We start from the raw sequence: 15,031 nt of genomic DNA on the forward strand, positions 1-15,031 counted from the left end.
GTTCCGGCCACAGATTAATACGGTCCGTCGACGTAGTGTCTCCCGTCATGCCCACCGTCGAGCTGCGCGAGGAGACCATCGAACGGTTGAACGGCCTGCGCGAGGAGGACGAGACCTACGACGAGCTCGTCACGGAGCTGATCAACATCTACGAGGCGGAGGAGCTAACGCTCTTTCACGGCGGCGACGAACTGTAACCCCGGCCGTAGTCCCGAGTCGTCGCCGCGCCGTCGGCTCCCCCGTCGTTCTCACCGCCGTGAGCGACGCGACGCGTCGCTCGCCTCGCGGCCGTCAGGGGTAGACCGCGACGAGACCGAAGAGGGCGAACCCGAAGATCGGAGCGACGGCCGCGAGGCGGACCTGCTCGCCCTCGTGGGGCTCGGGGACGGTGTCCTCGACCACGACGGTGAGCAGGATCCCGACGGTGAACGCGAGGAGGCCGAGTTTCACGACCGGCGGCTGTCCGCGAACCGCCCAGTACCCGATCGTCACGCCGATCACGCCGAGGACCATCCCCGCCGCGAGGTGTAGCGAGGGGCGCAGCGTCCGCTCGGGGACGCGGATCGCTTCCGCGAGCAGGCCGCCCGCGAAGTCACCGACCGCGGGGAGCGCACCGAGCGTCAGTGCGGCGAGGTAGCCGGTGAGGGCCACGTCGACCGGGAACTGTCAGTCCGCCGGGTGTGCCCCGGCGGACGCGGGGTCTGCGCTCGATCCCGGTACGCTCAGGTCCGCCCGCCGGAGGAACTGCGCGTTGATCGCGACGATCACCGTGGAGAGCGACATCAGGAGCGCCCCGACCGCCGGCGCGAGCAGGACGCCGATCGGGGCGAGGACCCCCGCCGCGAGCGGGATGGCGAAGACGTTGTACCCGGCCGCCCACACCAGGTTCTCCTGCATCTTCCGGTAACTCCGGCGCGAGAGTTCGATCAGCCGGACCACGTCGAGCGGGTCGTTCTGGACGAGGACGATGTCCGCGGACTCGACCGCGACGTCGGTCCCGGAACCGATCGCGATCCCGATGTCGGCGCGGGTCAGCGCGGGGGCGTCGTTGACGCCGTCGCCGACCATGGCGACCAGCCTCCCCCGCTCCTGGAGTTCGACGATCTTCTCGTCCTTGTCCTCGGGGAGCACTTCGGCGAAGTACGTGTCGATGCCGAGGTCGGCGGCCACCGCGCGCGCGACGTCCTCGGAGTCGCCGGTGAGCATCGCCACCTCGACGCCCATGTCGTGGAGCGCCTGGATCGCCCGGCGGCTCTCCTCGCGGATCACGTCGGCGAGCGCGATCGCCGCGACGGCCTCGTCCCCGCGCACGAGGTACACGACGGTCTGCGCGTCGGCCCCCGCCTCCGCCGCGAAGGTGGCGAGTTCGGGAGCGGGCTCGACGTCGAGCTGATCGAGGAGGTTCGGCCCCCCGACGTAGACCGTCTCGCCCCCGCCCTCGACCGAACGCCCCGCGCCCGACCGTCGCTCGGCGTCGCCGGACGCCTCGCCGTCCGACAGGCCCGCGGGACCGAGGACCCGGCGCGCGTCGACGGTCGCGCGGACGCCCCGTCCCTTGATCGCCTCGAACTCGCGCACCGCCGGGACCGCCAGGCCGCGCTCTTCGGCCGCCTCGCGGACGGCGCGCGCGATCATGTGCTCGGAGTCGCCCTCCACGGCCGCCGTGAGCGCGAGCGCTTCGTCCTCGTCGATCCCGCCGACGGCGGCGATCCCGACGACCCCCTGCTCGCCCCTCGTCAGCGTGCCGGTCTTGTCGAAGACGACGGTGTCGACGTTACGGGCCTCCTCCATCGCGATGCGGTCCCGGACGAGCATGCCGTTCTGCGCGGCCAGCGACGTGTTGATCGCGACGACCAGTGGGACCGCCAGCCCGAGCGCGTGGGGACACGCGATGACGAGGACCGTCACGGCGCGCTCGACGACCTGAACGTCGAAGCCGACCGCGACGATCCAGGCGACCGTCGTCACGGCTGCGGCCGCGACCGCGGCGTAGAACAGCCAGCCTGCGGCCCGATCCGCGAGCACCTGCGTGCGGGACTTGCTCGTCTGGGCCTCCTCGACCAGTCGCATGATGCCCGCGAGCGCGGTGTCCTCGCCGGTCGCGGTGACGCGCACCCTGAGGCTTCCCTCCCCGTTGATCGTCCCGCCGATGACCTCGCTCCCGGGCTCCTTCGAGACGGGTCGGGACTCGCCCGTGACCATCGCCTCGTCCACGTCCGAGTCGCCCTCCTCGACGACGCCGTCGGCGGGCACGCTCGCCCCGGGCCTGACCAGCACGAGGTCGCCCGTCTCGAGGTCGCCCACGGGCACCGTTTCGGTGTCGCCGCTCCCGGTGATTCGCTCCGCCGTGTCGGGCATGAGCCTCGCGAGTTCGTCCAGCGCGCCGGAGGCCTGCCTGACGCTCCGCATCTCGATCCAGTGGCCGAGCAGCATGACGTCTATCAGCGTCACCAGTTCCCAGAAGAAGTCCATCCCCGGGAGGGCGATCACCGTCGCGAGGCTGTAGACGAACGCGACGGTGATGGCGAGCGAGATAAGCGTCATCATGCCGGGCTCGCGCGTGCGGAGCTCGGGAACGGCCATCTCGAGGAACGGCACGCCCCCGTAGGCGAAGACGACGACCGCGAAGACCGGACTGATCCACTCGCCGCCCGGAACGGCGGGTGCCGAGAACCCGAGGAGCGCCTGGAGCCCCTCGCTGTAGAGGAGGACGGGGATCGACAGGACGAGCGAGACGAAGAACCGACGGCGGAACATCGCCTCGTGACCGACGTGGCTCACGCCGTGTCCCCCCTGGTCACCGTGTCCCCCGTGCGCTCCGTGGCGGGCGTGCTCGTGCGCGGCGGCGGCGTGACCGGAACTCGCGGGCCGTTCGCCCGGTTCGTGCGCCGCCTCCTCCAGCAACGTCTCCTCGACGCGCGGCTCCTCGCGTTCGGCGTCTCGACGGGCCGGACTCCCGTCGGGGCCCTCGTCCCCGCGTTCCGGCGCGCGTGCGGTATCGTCGCCGTCCCCGACGTCGCTCCCGTGCCCGCCGGGATCGTCGGACCGGTCCCCGTCGTGATTTCGGTGATTCGTCATGGTGTCCTCGTTAGCGATCTCGCGATCGATCCGCCGGTGCGAACCCGACCGCCCGCTCCGACCGCGACCGTACCTCACCTAACGTGGTGTAGATATATCGTCATTGTGCCTTACATCCATAGGATATACGCTCATGTCACCTTCAAAAAGAATCTGAGTTGGGTTGACGACCCTACCTTTCGTAGGCCGGTCGGTGGCAGGAGGTGAGCGGCGATGTCGACCTGCGACGGCGGAGACGAGCGGCGACCCCGGTTCTCGGACCGTCCGCCTACTCGTCGCTCGCGGCCGTCTCGGCCGTCGCGTCGGCGTCGCTCACGTCGTCATCATGGTCCGGCAACTCTCGGCGCACTCGCGGAGCACCTCCGCGCAGACCTGACAGTGCTCGGCGTCGTGCTGATCGCACTCCTCGGCGCACTCCTCGCAGACGCCCGCACACACTTCGGCGAGTTCGGGACTGTAGTTCGAGTTGCGCGCCATGAAGCGGGCGTGGAGGGTCGCGACGTCCGCGACGTCCCGACAGAGGCGGAGACAGCGCGCCATCTCCGCGTCGCCGGCGCACTCGTCAGCGCACCACTCGCAGACCTCCGCGGCTTCGAAGCAGTTCTCGAGACACTCGCGCGCCTCCTCGCTCAGGTGGCCGATCTTGCCCGCGGTCTCTGTTAGTGACATTGCATCGCTAGCTATCGTCGGCCATTCTTTTACGGGTTTTCGCTAAGGGAGTGCCGGCGACGCCGCGAGAACGCCGAAGGAACCACAGTCGGGGTTATAACGGGTTCTCACGAACCGGGGGCGCGGTGCGCCGATTCGTCGCCGAAGCCCGTCGGCCGGGAGCGGTACGGACGGGAAACGACCGCGCGACGACGTCACTCGGTCGCACGGGTATCGAAACCTGTCCGCACTACGGTTGCCCCGCTCCCGTGCGATGGCGGTGACGGAGCCGTCCCCCGTTCGGCGCGTCGTCTCGGACGCGAACGACCCGCGAGACGGGATCCACCAGTCGTCCTCTCACGGACGTTCGCGGTGGCAAGGGCTTAAGGCACCGCGAGGGCCATGTCCATACGTAATGGAGAACCACACCCGTCAGCGTGAGCGCGAATCCGAAACGGAGCAGCAAGCGCAGGAACCGGAGAGCGGACGGGTGTGCGCCGAATGCGAAACGGGCAGCCTCGTGAAGAGCGACGATCAGGGGGAACTCGTCTGCGATCAGTGCGGCCTGATCGTCGAGGGCACGAACATCGATCGCGGGCCGGAGTGGCGCGCGTTCAACCACTCCGAACGCCAGAGCAAGTCGCGCGTCGGCGCCCCGACCACGCAGACGATGCACGACAAGGGGCTCACGACGCAGATCGACTGGAAGAACAAGGACGCCTACGGCCGCTCGATCTCCGCGGAGAAGCGCAGTCAGATGCACCGCCTGCGCAAGTGGCAGGAGCGTATCCGCACCAAGGACGCCGGCGAACGTAACCTCCAGTTCGCGCTGAGCGAGATCGACCGGATGGCCTCCGCGCTGGGCGTCCCCCGCTCGGTCCGCGAGGTCGCCAGCGTCATCTACCGACGCGCGCTCTCCGAAGACCTGATCCGCGGGCGGTCGATCGAGGGCGTCGCCACCAGCGCGCTCTACGCCGCCTGCCGCAAGGAGGGCATCCCCCGCAGCCTCGAGGAGGTCTCCGAGGTGTCGCGGGTCGAGCGCAAGGAGATCGGTCGGACCTACCGCTACATCTCCCAGAGTCTCGGCCTCGAGATGGAACCCGTCGATCCGCAGGCGTACGTCTCCCGGTTCTGCTCCGAGCTCGATCTGAGCGAGGAGGTCCGCGCGAAGACCAACGAGATCATCGAGGTCACCACGGAGAAGGGCCTGCTCTCGGGGAAGTCGCCGACGGGGTACGCCGCGGCCGCCATCTACGCCGCCTCGCTCCTCTGCAACGAGAAGAAGACCCAGCGCGAGGTCGCGGCCGTCGCCCAGGTCACCGAGGTCACCATCCGCAACCGCTACCAGGAACAGATCGAAGCGATGGGCATCCAGTAGCCCGGGACCTCGACGCCGTCGGCCGCGAAGGATAGACCGACAACTGGAGTGCGAGCCGCTCGTTTCCGTTTACGACGGACGTCTCGAAGAGAGGGGTCGGAGCACCTGGCGTCCCTCCGCGGGACGGCGACCCGGCCCACAGTCCGCCTGCCCACAGCACTGCTGTGCAACCGACAGGTTGAATGGCACACGAACACGGTCGGAAGCGCTGCAAGACAGGAAACCTGGACATGCAGGAGCTCGCCAACACGCCGGGCCGGACAGGTGGAACGACCCCACTAGACGGGGAGCCACTCGCGGGTAAATCGTTCACCCTTGCCGGGTACGCGTATTTATCTCCGTTTCGCCGTTCGCTCGTGAAAGCGCCGAGTTCGGATCGGAGGAAGACGATCGCCTCGCTCAGACGGACGCACTCCGTTCGTCTGCCAACGCCCTCGTTCGCTTCGCTCACGAGGATCTCGCTCGGCGCTGCGACCCCCAGGGTTCAAATCCTCGTGTTCGGCCCGCTCACGCTCGACTCGTCCATTCTCGCTCCCTCGGAAAACCTCGGTCGCTCCGATAGACTTGCCGGGAGTCACGCGAGCGTGAGCGAGTGTGACGTCGGCGAGGAAACGAGACGAAACGCAGTGGAGTCGAGTGAACTCGCCGGGACTGAGCGAACGCTTCGCGTTCGCGAAGGTCGGCAAGTCCACGACTGACCGAGCGAAGCGAGGGAAGGAGTGGACTTGCCGGGGCTACGTCAATACGTGTGCCTGCCGAGGCTCGGGTAGAATGCGTACCCAGTCGTCGTGGAGTGGAGTTCATCATCGCTATGCGTCCTCGATGAAGTCGCGGCGAATCTGCATCTTCTCGCGTTCGGTTCGTTCGTCGTAGTGCTGATCGAGCACGTCCGCTGAGACGTCCGAGCGGTCCGAGACCACCTCCTGGGGCGTCCCGTTACGCAGGTGATCCGTGATCGACCCGCGGCGAATCCCATGCGGTGACCGCGAGGACGGACAGCCAGCGCGCTTGCCATGCTGTCGCGCCTCGCAGGTCTCGGGATCGCGGTCGTGCGGACACTCACCGATCTCGCAGGGCTGCGTTACTCGGTAGACGGTTTCGCGAACCGCGCCCTCACTCAACCGACCGTGCGAACTGGTGAGGAGGGGCCGACGCCCGTGGTCGTCCGTTACCTCTACGCGGTTGTGTTCCAGATAGTCCTGGAGCACCCCGCAGTAGTACGGCCCAACGGCGACCGAGCGTTCGGCAGCAGCTCCGTTTTTCAGCCGCGTCCCCGTGTCAGGCCGGTGTCGGATGTCGAGGCATTGCGCGTCCGGGTCGAAGTCTCCGACATCGAGCGCCCGGAGACTTCCCAACCGGATACCGGTGTGCCAGACGATCGCGAGGATGACGTGCTCGCGACTCGCGTAGGCGAACCGGTCGAGATGATCGAGGATCGTCCCCGCCCGGTCGAGTTCCAGATGCTCGTCCCGCGCTTCGTCCTCCGCCGGGACGGCAGGGAGGTGCACGCGCTCGCGCATCCCCTGTTCGACGGCGTCGATCGCCGCACAGAAATCGAGGAACACGCGGAGCGTTTGGAGCTCCCCACGGAGTGTAACGGGCTTGATGTCTTCGCTCCGCCAGACGCGGAAACGATGCAGATCGCGCCCCGTGAGGGCATTCAGGTTATCGATCTCCTCGGCCTCGCAGAACGTGAGGAACTGCGAGAGCCGATATCGGTGGTTCTGCAACGACTTCTCCGAGAGTTCGGGGTCTCGCTCGGCGAGATACCACTCCACGGCCTCGGCAGGCGTCGTGGGTTCGAGTCCATCGCTCATAGGACCCCGGCGACCCTGTCGCGTGGCAGTGGGAAAGGTACTCCGCCGCCCGTCCGTCTCGGTCACGGCGACACCTCCGAGCCGTCGATGCGGTCAAGGTTCTCGTTCAGCCGCTCTAGCTCGACGCGGATGTCGTCGAGAAGCAGGACTATCTTCTCGTCGTTCGTCACGCCGACCGGCGAGTGCCGGTCAGGGTTGGTGCGGGTCGTCCTCGTCTCGTTATATTGCATTTGTGTCGCTCAGTCGACGACGACACCGAGCGGAAAAGCCAAGGCCCCAGCCCTCGTAGAGCCGGTGACGATAGCCTGCTCGGCGTCGTCGTTCGTGTTGGTCGCGACGCTCTGGGGATGCGCGAACATCCCCGTCACGGCGTCGTTCGATACCTCAGCTTCGAGTTGCACCTCCTTCTTCCTTATTGAGCAGCGATCGGAGTGCTTCGTTGTAATTCGGATAGCCCTCTCGATCGCGGAAGTCCGCGAGTAGATCCCGGACTTCCGGTTCAAGTGGGCCAACTGTGGTGCCTCCGACTGCCATGTCAACTGCTACAAGAGGAAGATAAATATAGATGCCGCTTCAATTTCTGTTCCTATGGCCGACGATGATCTCACTGCGTCGCTGCTGACGCCCAGTCAACGTGAGTTCCTTCGCGGTTCGAGCAATCTCTCAGACCGCGGAGAACGCGCGGCACGGTCCAGAATCAAAAGACGTCTCAAGGCGGGGATGGAGGATTTCACTATCCTCCTTGACCATCGAGAGCGAGTGCCAGAGTACGAGGGCAATCCGATCGATGCATTAGCTCTACTTTTAGGGCGCGGATTAATGGAGCCTGAAACAGGAGGTGAAGAAACCCTTGAGGCTCCTATGCCAGGGAAACAGATGACGAGTGGTGATCGGCTTGCGTGGACCGAGTTCCTCTTGGGAAAAGCGCTTGAGAGAGCGGCAGAAGCGTTCGACCACCCGCGTCGGTATGAGGTCGAAATCATCCCCATCGAAAATGATCCTCGGAGCGTGAACGAATTTGTCCAAGCGGTTCGGGCTGGGGAACTCTCGCAGGACGATATCGCGGAACTGTACCGCGAAGGAGCAATCTCACAGACGAAGTTCCTCAAGATCACCGAGGCTGCTGGCGACGAGGAGTAGTCGGAGTCACTCATCACCGTCCTCACACACGATCTCGCGAAGTTCATCGGCGAGGTCGAACGGGAGGCGGAGAAGGCGGGTATATCCCGCTCTGAATGCATTCGGGAGGTGCTTGCCTCCCGGAACGAATCGCCCGAACACGAGCAGGAGGTCGAGGAATTACGAACCGAGGTCGAGCGCCTTCGGCGGCAACTCGCCGCGGCCAACTCACGCATCGACGCATCGAACGAGTTGGTCCGCGCGGGCGAGCGTGAGCAGTCGATCGCCGAGCGGAAGGCACAGGCGGGGATCGTCACGCGCGCGAAGTGGTGGCTGACCGGGATGCCCTCGTCGTCGTCGTCGGAGGCGGAGGCGGCGCGCGTCACGGAGCCGGAACCGAGCGGAGAATCAGAGGGAGCGACAGAGCGACCAGCCGCAGCGGAAGCCTCGACGGCGCGGCCGTCGCGCTCCTCCTCGAGTCGGTCGTCGTCGACGGGGATGAACAACGAGTGACAGTGCGAGGGCGTCCTGCGCGGGGCGTAACAAACACGTGCACGACGGCGTCGACGGGCAGCCCGCCGACGAATGAGTATAGCTATACCACCAGCGCTTCGTTATGCCACGGTTCAGTGTTGAATTGCAGTGAATAGCGGCCGTCGGCGTGACGCCGGCGGAGTTCCTGGCCGACGGCGCGGCCGTCGTCGGTAGGGGTGATGAATATGAAGTTGGTGATGAGTCCGCGGTCGTAGAGGCGTTCGAGTGACCGTGAGTGCGTCGAGCGGTGGTTTGCGGTAAGGATCTGTTCTCCGGGGTAACTGGGTGACGGTTCGACGGCGTCGAACTCTTTCGCGACGAGGCGTGAAAGCACGATTCGGCTCATGTTGTCTTCGGTGGCGAGCACGGCGAGAATGAATTGTTGGCGCGAACTGAGTCGCGGCGGGAGGGAGCGGTCCATATCCCTCCTTCTTGGGGTATATATATATATATATATATATAAAACACAGGTAACAAAGTCTAGCGACCGGCTCGTGCGGCGGTGGATGGTGGCCGCGTCCCAGAGAGGGAGGTTTTGAGGTGTCGCTGGGAGTGTCGGCGTGCCGGCCAGCTGGCCGGCACGGGTTGATGGAGGTATCACCCGAAGAAGTGATCGTGGTCCTCACGGGCGCGGTGACGGCGATCGCCCACGGCAATTACGCCGCGGGGGTGCTGTTGCTGGTGCTGTGGGGACTGTTCAGGTCACTCGACGACAGTGACCGCGGGTCGTAGGTTTTGGCAGGCCCCCGCGGTCGAGGTATCGCGCGTCAATCCTTTTTTGCGCCCTCTTGGACGCTGACACCCTGGTGCGGATTGACGGGCGGGTGTCACCTGGGACTTACAGGCCGGCGATCAAAATGCTTCCGGTGGTCGTGATACCGTCATACCAACCGGCAGCGTCGCCGTCCCTCCTCACGCGCGCGCGACGACTACGGAAAAAACGTTGCGTCGGTCCCGTTCTCGCCTACGCTCGCTGGTGGGCCTCGTCGATCTCGACGGCGAGGCCGTCCTCGAGCATCGGGAAGTAGCCGAACTGCTACCCGGTGCGCCCGACGAAGAGGCCGACGCCGGGATCCCACTGGGTGAACTCCCGGCGGGCGAAAGTGAACGTGGACCGACGGGGACTACCTTTCCTCTCGCGTTCTTTTGCCCGTGAGAGTACACCAGGTGCTGTCGGCTGGTATTGTTCATCACCGATTAACTCTCGATTGATACAGAACGTGCTGTATTACTTTATCTCATGGGGCTGTGCAGTTCTGTGTTGGCCACGGCCGCCATCATCCGTGGACGCGAGGATGCATCGCATCGCCAAGCAACCATGTATCATCCGCCGCGCCGACCCACGCTGGAACCGCTTCTGCATGGTGTTTTGTGGGTCGGCGTGACTCCTTCCCCGCAGTAACCGCCAAGAGTGTGTCACGGAGCGCCACTCTCTCTCTCTCGATCTGTCCAGCGTGACACACGGCGCGTGAGCACGCGATGGCCGACGCTCGCGGGCAATCGCGAAGGGGGAACAACGGCTTCCTATCGCAAGCACACACGTGATACCCCTTCATAGCTGAAGGACTACTGCACGTGGTGCGACTGAGACATCCCATCGCGTGCATACTCGTGTGCCGTGCTCGCGGCTCCATCAACGACGTGCAGGTGAGGGTGGAGCTGCATGCAGTTTTCCGCGTCGCATCACACGAGTTAGACGCCAGCGCCCCGTCGCCATAGTGTACATACGGTTTCACTTCGCAAGTGAAACCGTGATATAAACCCGCATGCAATGGGCGGCTGCACGTGGCTGGCTGGATCCCATGCCCGTGCCTTTCCGGCATGGTTGCGGTCCTACTGCCACGCCCCAGGTGGCAGCAGGGCCGTTGTATTCTCGGCTTGTCCGGCAATCGTGAGGACTCCTATAACCAGTACGATAAGGTGGTAGGCCTCTATTCACAAATAACCGCAGTACTCTGTGCTCGTGGACCCACGCCTACCACGGCGCTGTATAGCGATTCGTCCGTTATCCCACGTCGTACCACCACGATACCGGAGTATTTAGCCGGCAATTATGTAAGGACGTCCGAGAGAAACGCGGTGTGAGAGTGCCCGTAGCCGGAGTATGTTCCGCGTGTGCAAGTCGGTAATACTAAATAGCATGTGAGAAAGCATGAACTGCGAGCGAGGGGCGCCGGCGTTCACGGCGAACTCTCGCCCCACCTGTGTGCCGCTGAGAACAGACACGAGAGCAACCGCGTCGGCTCACTCCTTGTGTTGAAGAGCCGCCCTCGCCCCGGCACAGCGAGCGGGGGCGGCAGGTCCGAGGCTGGTGATTCTGTGCGAGTCCACAGGCTTCTCGGAACCTGTACGACCGAATGTACGTACGTCACACGCGGGGTATGGCGCCCCACGGCGACAGGTGACTATCAGCGGTCGTCCAATTAGTTACCCGCGAGATAGTATTGGTAATATTTCACTTAACCGGCCGTCGCCTCACTATCCGGGGGACGGGCAGCAGAGGACTCGCGTCGGCCGACAGGTGGCCCGTAGCGCTCCACGCTCCACGCTCCACCGTGGTAGAGCGCTACGGGCCTGGCACACGTCGGCGCGCATGGATATGGTCCCGAATTGTCCCACACCCCACACGCACAGTCCATTAGGGCTCCCCGTGCATCACGCTCACGCTTGACCCCCTACCGTTGCTAAACTCCCTCAAATCGCAGAGAGAACACCGGGCGCATCCCCCTAATCACCGTGATCGGCTCTCCGTGGAGTCGGTTCGCGCCCACGTACGCTCTCGGCGTCGTGACAGTAGAGCAACAGGTATCCGTCGGGGGGGACAAATGCCGCCTGCTCGCAGCGGCGCGGGCACCCCACCTGTGGCGAGGGCGACCGCCGTGGCTCCCTTCGGTCACCCTTCGCACCTCCCTTCCGGCGAGCGGTGAGTGAGCGTATACCGTCACCACCACCGCCACCGCCGGACGTCCCCCTCCCTCCGGTCGGGGGGACGCTCAGGCTTCCGGGTCGGGGGACAAGCCCCCGCTTCCGGCCGCTCCGCGCGGACTGGGACCCGCGCTCCGCTGTTCCTTCGCTGTGCCGGCTGTGGGGGCCGAGCCGAACCCGAATACGTTCGTGATCCGACGGGCGGAACGGTCGTGTCCGTGGGAGCCGAACCGCCGGTATGCACAGCGACGGTGAGCGGGAGACCGATCGAGACGCCCTCGTCGCGAAGGTGGCGCGGGTCGTCGAGTACAACACGGGCGGGCCACAGCCGGCGCGGATCGAGCCGTTCCGCGTCTGCCAAATTCTGACCCACCGAAATCGCTACTCGCCGGCACAGGTGGATGCGGCGATCGAGCGGGCGCTCGAGCGGGGATTCATCGCGACGACCGGCAGGGGTGAGCTGGTCTCCGCAGAAGGGACCCGTTAGGCGAGGGCGTCCGCCGGGTCGTCGATGTTCGACCGGCACTTGCGCACGATCATGCGCGCCGCGCGCTTCGTCAGGTCCCCCTCGTCGATCCACTCCTGTGCTTCGTCCGGCAGGAGGAGGAACGAGAGGTGGTCATGGATGCTCTGGCCGCTCTTCCCGAGTTTCTCTGAGAGATGTTTGACGTCGGGGTGCTTCCGGCTCGGGACCTGTAACTTATCCGGGACAACATGTTGTCCCAGGTCGCGGACATACTCAGAGTACGTCATCTCCTCGCCGTCAACGGTGACGCTGACGTTTTCGGCGAAGGCCCATGCTTCTTGCATGGGGGTGAGGTCTTCGCGTTCGAGGTTTTCGGCGGTCGGTGAGGAGAAGAGGCTCGTTAGGCGAGGGCGTCGAGCAGCTCGCGATCCTCTTCGATAAGCTGTCGAATCCGGTCGCGGTAGGCCGCGCGTTCCTCGTCGGCCTTCCGCTGGTCGTGGGGTCGTTCACTGGGCATCGCGGTGTTCCCGGAGGTCGCGATCGAGGCGCTCGCTCACGGCGTCGACACTCTCGGCGATATTCGTCCCCCGGTACTTCCCGAAGCTCTTCACGTGCTCTCGGGGTCGCTCAGGGGATCAAGCCCCCCGACACACTCCCCGTAGCCGACGACCGTCCCCTCTTCCGGCGGGGCGATCTCAAGCTCAGCGGCCCCGCGTTCGATCTCCTCGGCGGTGGTCCCGGTCGCCTCGGCGAGGACCTCGCTCAGCTCCTCGGGCGTGAGAACCTCGTTCTCGGCCGGAGCTTTGCGGCTCATACGTCCTTGTAGCGGCTCCGCTGTGATAAATGTGCGTGCAGAATCGCCCCCGTCGGGAGACCATCGGGGCGGTCTGCCGGGCGGGCGACGCTCCTCGTAGACGTCACTGAAATAGTCAGCTTCGCGTCGGAGGTACTGGTCGCACCCGCGAACCACTATCCCCGGGTTCGACGGCAGCGGCGCGTGCCGGACCTGGAGGTGCACCGGCCGCTTCGAGCGCCGGGCAATATCGACGTGTAACCCCTCGCGATAGACGTCGTGGCCCTGAATCGACGTTTCGTTGTGGTCCATCCGAGCGATTGCCTCCCACCGTACCGGGTCCGTCACCGCCTGGTAATGGAGCGTCACGAGAAACCGCGGGATGTGACCCTGGTCGCGATCGAACCCGACGGTGATGTGACAGTCTGGACGACCAGGAGAGACGTGATACGCGACGTCGTAGCCCGTCGGACGTGAGGGAGCACTCATCTCACTCGTCCGGAAGCTGCCATAGGCGGGCGTTTGCTACCTTCCGACTCGTGACCGACCCGTCGGATTCGAGCGCGCGGAGTTTCTTGTATGCCGTTTCGTAGGAACAGCCCACGTAGTCCGCGACGTCCTGGGTGCTCGCCATTCCGCCACTGTCCGCGACCGCGTCGAGGAACTCGGCCGTGGGGTAGGTTTCAGAATACTGTCCGCTGTCCTCGTCGCGATCAGCACCGGGCATGTCCGAGACGTCGGCCACCATTACGTATGAATATAATGGCTTGCGCCTACTTAGTCCTTTACAGGTATCTTGAATGGAAACGCTTATGCCATTACATGTAAAAGTAATGGATAAGAACACCGGCCTCTCGGGGCGTTAGTTCGCCCGCGTGCAGGAACACGCGGGCCGGGTTCTGTAGGAGAAACCCATGAACACGAACGCGACTACGGCAGAAGAACGTACCGACCTTGACCTGGAGCTTGACCCGCGCGACGTGCGCGCACTGACGGACTATCTCCTCGTCGTCGAGAACGCGCCGGACGTCTACTTGGTGTACGGCGAGGGTGGCGACGAGTACACCGTCGACGCGCGGACGGGCGCCTGTACCTGCCCCGATCACGAGTACCGCGGCGTCACGTGCAAGCACGCCCGCCGGGTGGCCTTCGAGACCGGCGCGCGGGCGGTCCCCGCGTACGCTGACCGGGCGGCGATGGATCCGCTGCTGGTCGAGGCGCTCGAGGACGTGGAACGAGCGACGGCCGACGGCGAGACGAGTGCAGCGGTCGCGACGGACGGCGGTCACTCTATCATCGTCGCCGGCGATGACGGCGAGGTCCTCGAGGGCGAGGACGAGGGTGAGGGTGAGGGTGAGTACACGTACCACCGCGAACCGGCCGCACAGGGCGGCTGTGAATACATTCGGTGCGAGGGGTGCCAGCGCGAGCTGCTCATCTCACTCGGCGGGCGGACGGTACTGTGCCACGCCGAGGGCTGTCCGATCGGGGACGGCGTGGAGACAGACGCGGACGCGGACGCGGACGAGGGTGAGGCTGAGGCTGAGACCGAGGCCGGGGAGGAGGACGCCCGCGAGCGCCCGATGCGGTCGGAACCAGCGGACTTCGGCGGCGGCGAGAGCACCGGGGTCCAATTCCTGTGATCGCGGCCTGCGATTCCTGTGGGCGGCTCACGACCGACGTCGAGCGCGTGCGCGTCGAGGGCGAGATTCGAGAGTACTGCCGGGCGTGTCGCAAGGAACGAGAGAGATAGGATAGCATATAACATACCATGCCGATAGACATCCTACGGACACGCTGGGAGGCGCTCCGGGAGACGGCGATCCTCGTCGGGCTCCTGGCCGCGCCATTCGTCGCGATGTACACGATCCCCCGCTGGCCGAACCTCGTGCTCGCCGCGCTGGTGGTGGCACTGCTCTATCAGCGCGCCCGGGCGCGGACGGCGTGAACGCGGCCCGCGGGCGGCGACTGACACGACCGACTGCCGATGACGCGACGCACCGCGGCCGGTGTGCGTCGTCGAGGCGCGAGACCGGCCCGGTAGCTTCCGAGTCGTGCAGCGCAGACCGGTCCCCCGGGCCAGTCGTCCGGGGGAGGGTGTACCAGTGGCATGCCACTGACGCGGTGATCCTTCATCCCACCTGTGACCGCGCACCTCGCCGCTGCCGGGGCGGGGTGCCGTCTCGGCCTGTTCTAATTCGACGCGGCGCGCCCACGTGCGCGTGAACGCCGATCGGTACCGGCGCCGTCACGCGATTCTGTGTTGAGTTGCC

At 65.5% G+C, this 15,031-nt stretch carries 17 protein-coding genes and 1 pseudogene; 8 read left to right on the top strand and 10 right to left on the bottom strand.

The annotated features are described in order from the left end of the window. Positions 1–47 precede the first annotated feature (47 nt). Entirely contained in the window at positions 48–197 is a 150-nt protein-coding gene (locus P1K31_RS06780; protein ID WP_276305527.1) for a DUF7557 family protein, read from the top strand. A gap of 94 nt (positions 198–291) precedes the next feature. Here P1K31_RS06780 and P1K31_RS06785 read toward each other — a convergent pair whose 3' ends face one another. The 3 genes from P1K31_RS06785 to P1K31_RS06795 all read right to left on the bottom strand — a co-directional run bounded on the left by P1K31_RS06785 (position 292) and on the right by P1K31_RS06795 (position 3,747). Further along, a complete protein-coding gene (locus P1K31_RS06785) occupies positions 292–651 on the bottom strand; it encodes a ZIP family metal transporter (protein WP_276305528.1) in 360 nt (119 codons plus the stop codon). A gap of 15 nt (positions 652–666) precedes the next feature. Continuing rightward, entirely contained in the window at positions 667–3,078 is a 2,412-nt protein-coding gene (locus tag P1K31_RS06790; protein WP_368410847.1) for a heavy metal translocating P-type ATPase, read from the bottom strand. Between the two features lie 312 nt (positions 3,079–3,390). Next, a complete protein-coding gene (locus P1K31_RS06795) occupies positions 3,391–3,747 on the bottom strand; it encodes a four-helix bundle copper-binding protein (protein ID WP_276305529.1) in 357 nt (118 codons plus the stop codon). A gap of 394 nt (positions 3,748–4,141) precedes the next feature. Between P1K31_RS06795 and P1K31_RS06800 the strand changes: the two genes are divergently transcribed. Continuing rightward, positions 4,142–5,104, top strand: a complete 963-nt coding sequence (locus P1K31_RS06800) for a transcription initiation factor IIB (RefSeq protein ID WP_276305530.1) — start codon at positions 4,142–4,144, stop codon at positions 5,102–5,104. 809 nt (positions 5,105–5,913) lie between these two features. Here the strand turns inward: P1K31_RS06800 and P1K31_RS06805 are convergent. Then, positions 5,914–6,921: a tyrosine-type recombinase/integrase gene (locus P1K31_RS06805; protein ID WP_276305531.1), complete on the bottom strand. Its 1,008-nt coding sequence runs from the start codon at positions 6,919–6,921 to the stop codon at positions 5,914–5,916. Positions 6,922–7,160: 239 nt separating this feature from the next. After that, positions 7,161–7,433, bottom strand: coding sequence for a hypothetical protein (locus P1K31_RS06810; RefSeq protein ID WP_276305532.1), 273 nt, complete (start codon positions 7,431–7,433; stop codon positions 7,161–7,163). Positions 7,434–7,509: 76 nt separating this feature from the next. Between P1K31_RS06810 and P1K31_RS06815 the strand changes: the two genes are divergently transcribed. Then, positions 7,510–8,061, top strand: a complete 552-nt coding sequence (locus P1K31_RS06815) for a DUF8102 family protein (protein WP_276305533.1) — start codon at positions 7,510–7,512, stop codon at positions 8,059–8,061. A gap of 108 nt (positions 8,062–8,169) precedes the next feature. Next, on the top strand, positions 8,170–8,553 hold the full coding sequence (locus P1K31_RS06820; protein WP_276305534.1) for a hypothetical protein: 384 nt from the start codon (positions 8,170–8,172) through the stop codon (positions 8,551–8,553). A gap of 82 nt (positions 8,554–8,635) precedes the next feature. Here P1K31_RS06820 and P1K31_RS06825 read toward each other — a convergent pair whose 3' ends face one another. Beyond that, complete coding sequence (locus P1K31_RS06825) at positions 8,636–8,995, bottom strand: hypothetical protein (protein WP_276305535.1); 360 nt, start codon at positions 8,993–8,995, stop codon at positions 8,636–8,638. 167 nt (positions 8,996–9,162) lie between these two features. Here P1K31_RS06825 and P1K31_RS06830 point away from each other — a divergent pair, with 167 nt between their 5' ends. Together P1K31_RS06830 and P1K31_RS06835 are read left to right on the top strand one after the other, a co-directional pair. Next, a complete protein-coding gene (locus P1K31_RS06830) occupies positions 9,163–9,306 on the top strand; it encodes a hypothetical protein (protein ID WP_276305536.1) in 144 nt (47 codons plus the stop codon). A gap of 2,431 nt (positions 9,307–11,737) precedes the next feature. Beyond that, entirely contained in the window at positions 11,738–11,986 is a 249-nt protein-coding gene (locus P1K31_RS06835; protein ID WP_276305537.1) for a hypothetical protein, read from the top strand. On the opposite strand, the gene P1K31_RS06840 is transcribed toward P1K31_RS06835, so the two are convergent. The 4 genes and pseudogenes from P1K31_RS06840 to P1K31_RS06850 all read right to left on the bottom strand — a co-directional run bounded on the left by P1K31_RS06840 (position 11,983) and on the right by P1K31_RS06850 (position 13,506). Then, complete coding sequence (locus P1K31_RS06840; RefSeq protein WP_276305538.1) at positions 11,983–12,309, bottom strand: ParB-like helix-turn-helix domain-containing protein; 327 nt, start codon at positions 12,307–12,309, stop codon at positions 11,983–11,985. The genes P1K31_RS06835 and P1K31_RS06840 overlap by 4 nt on opposite strands. Positions 12,310–12,572: 263 nt before the next feature. Further along, positions 12,573–12,779 (bottom strand): hypothetical protein, encoded by a 207-nt coding sequence (locus tag P1K31_RS06845; RefSeq protein WP_254547227.1) that lies wholly within the window; start codon positions 12,777–12,779, stop codon positions 12,573–12,575. Positions 12,780–12,878: 99 nt separating this feature from the next. Then, a pseudogene (locus tag P1K31_RS22040) lies at positions 12,879–13,247 on the bottom strand (DUF7718 family protein); the annotation flags it as partial. Position 13,248: 1 nt separating this feature from the next. Beyond that, complete coding sequence (locus P1K31_RS06850) at positions 13,249–13,506, bottom strand: helix-turn-helix domain-containing protein (RefSeq protein ID WP_276305539.1); 258 nt, start codon at positions 13,504–13,506, stop codon at positions 13,249–13,251. Positions 13,507–13,672: 166 nt separating this feature from the next. On the opposite strand from P1K31_RS06850, the gene P1K31_RS06855 reads away from it, so the two are divergent. Together P1K31_RS06855 and P1K31_RS06860 are read left to right on the top strand one after the other, a co-directional pair. Next, positions 13,673–14,401, top strand: a complete 729-nt coding sequence (locus tag P1K31_RS06855; protein WP_276305540.1) for an SWIM zinc finger family protein — start codon at positions 13,673–13,675, stop codon at positions 14,399–14,401. 128 nt (positions 14,402–14,529) lie between these two features. Continuing rightward, the gene (locus P1K31_RS06860; protein WP_276305541.1) at positions 14,530–14,706 is read left to right on the top strand and encodes a hypothetical protein; all 177 of its coding nucleotides are present in this window, start codon (positions 14,530–14,532) and stop codon (positions 14,704–14,706) included. Positions 14,707–15,031: the final 325 nt, after the last annotated feature.

The sequence above is a fragment of the Halomarina halobia genome (assembly GCF_029338575.1).
Lineage (GTDB): Archaea > Halobacteriota > Halobacteria > Halobacteriales > Haloarculaceae > Halomarina > Halomarina halobia.

Bases quoted from the DNA above. Each gene is read 5' to 3' on its own strand.
- P1K31_RS06780 (WP_276305527.1), top strand. From the start codon at position 48: ATGCCCACCGTCGAGCTGCGCGAGGAGACCATCGAACGGTTGAACGGC.
- P1K31_RS06795 (WP_276305529.1), bottom strand. From the start codon at position 3,747: ATGTCACTAACAGAGACCGCGGGCAAGATCGGCCACCTGAGCGAGGAG.
- P1K31_RS06850 (WP_276305539.1), bottom strand. From the start codon at position 13,506: ATGGTGGCCGACGTCTCGGACATGCCCGGTGCTGATCGCGACGAGGAC.
- P1K31_RS06800 (WP_276305530.1), top strand. From the start codon at position 4,142: ATGGAGAACCACACCCGTCAGCGTGAGCGCGAATCCGAAACGGAGCAG.
- P1K31_RS06790 (WP_368410847.1), bottom strand. From the start codon at position 3,078: ATGACGAATCACCGAAATCACGACGGGGACCGGTCCGACGATCCCGGC.
- P1K31_RS06835 (WP_276305537.1), top strand. From the start codon at position 11,738: ATGCACAGCGACGGTGAGCGGGAGACCGATCGAGACGCCCTCGTCGCG.
- P1K31_RS06860 (WP_276305541.1), top strand. From the start codon at position 14,530: ATGCCGATAGACATCCTACGGACACGCTGGGAGGCGCTCCGGGAGACG.
- P1K31_RS06845 (WP_254547227.1), bottom strand. From the start codon at position 12,779: ATGAGCCGCAAAGCTCCGGCCGAGAACGAGGTTCTCACGCCCGAGGAG.
- P1K31_RS06805 (WP_276305531.1), bottom strand. From the start codon at position 6,921: ATGAGCGATGGACTCGAACCCACGACGCCTGCCGAGGCCGTGGAGTGG.
- P1K31_RS06825 (WP_276305535.1), bottom strand. From the start codon at position 8,995: ATGGACCGCTCCCTCCCGCCGCGACTCAGTTCGCGCCAACAATTCATT.
- P1K31_RS06830 (WP_276305536.1), top strand. From the start codon at position 9,163: ATGGAGGTATCACCCGAAGAAGTGATCGTGGTCCTCACGGGCGCGGTG.
- P1K31_RS06855 (WP_276305540.1), top strand. From the start codon at position 13,673: ATGAACACGAACGCGACTACGGCAGAAGAACGTACCGACCTTGACCTG.
- P1K31_RS06815 (WP_276305533.1), top strand. From the start codon at position 7,510: ATGGCCGACGATGATCTCACTGCGTCGCTGCTGACGCCCAGTCAACGT.
- P1K31_RS06840 (WP_276305538.1), bottom strand. From the start codon at position 12,309: ATGCAAGAAGCATGGGCCTTCGCCGAAAACGTCAGCGTCACCGTTGAC.